We start from the raw sequence: 879 nt of genomic DNA on the forward strand, positions 1-879 counted from the left end.
AGTACTGCCAATACTTTAGTGAATCTAATGGAATACGTAATATTTGCAGTTTCAGGAATGAATTTTCCCCCTTGGTGATTATTTTCCAATGGCAATCCACTGTAACTTGGATACACCATTTTGTGCAGTTTGGTATTTAAATTTTGTTAAGTTGATTACAGATATTGCACTTGTTGCCCATTCGTCTCGATCAAGAGTTTCAGCCATATTTGTAGCTGTAACAATTGGCGTTCTTGTAAATGTTACAGGAAAGTTAATGAAATTATCAAATATCCTAGAGGATACTTCAATGTCAGCTTTTCCCCCTTGGACAAATGGTTAAACTCCTATTGATAGAACAGCTAATTTAAATCCCCGATAACTCCAATCCCAATCGGTGTAGCAATGAAAAGCAAGTTGTGATAGGGTGGATTTGCTTGGGGAATGGTTGATATTAATATATGTATATCCATTATCCAAATTAGTTTCAACAGCCCCAATTGCTGCCAAGCATTTTGATTTGTAAGAAATTGGCAATGTAAATTTATATTCTTTACCTGCTTGATTATCAGTGAATTTAGATGATTGCATTCCCCCTTGGAGACTAATATCCGATTACGATATATTTAATATCCGCTGTAAAGGCATCGCTGATAGCATCCGATGTAACTTTCCCTCTTTTAAGGTCGGAACTTTGGAAATATGCTGCTAGCCCGCCACTAGATATACCACTATGATCAATCGTAACACCGCCCCATAAAACTTTACTCTTAAAGGAAATCGGATAATTAATATCTACTTTAGTATCGTAAATACTAGCAGTAGTTCCCCCTTGGTCATTTAAGCAATTTGATTGCCTTACGCAATTGACCTAATGATTTATGGGTGTACACTCCATCG

Annotated in this window: 2 protein-coding genes; both read right to left on the reverse strand. The window is 36.4% G+C overall.

All coding sequences use genetic code 11. From position 1 onward, the window contains the following. Positions 1-78: 78 nt before the first annotated feature. Positions 79-207, reverse strand: coding sequence for a hypothetical protein (locus EO116_RS08730; RefSeq protein WP_255416988.1), 129 nt, complete (start codon positions 205-207; stop codon positions 79-81). Positions 208-318: 111 nt separating this feature from the next. Then, the gene (locus EO116_RS08370; protein ID WP_127161430.1) at positions 319-570 is read right to left on the reverse strand and encodes a hypothetical protein; all 252 of its coding nucleotides are present in this window, start codon (positions 568-570) and stop codon (positions 319-321) included. Positions 571-879 lie beyond the last annotated feature (309 nt).

Source organism: Veillonella sp. VA137 (assembly GCF_003992015.1).
Lineage (GTDB): Bacteria > Bacillota > Negativicutes > Veillonellales > Veillonellaceae > F0422.

Excerpts from the sequence above, each read along its gene's own strand:
- EO116_RS08730 (WP_255416988.1), bottom strand. The coding sequence starts at position 207 with ATGGCTGAAACTCTTGATCGAGACGAATGGGCAACAAGTGCAATATCT.
- EO116_RS08370 (WP_127161430.1), bottom strand. The coding sequence starts at position 570 with ATGCAATCATCTAAATTCACTGATAATCAAGCAGGTAAAGAATATAAA.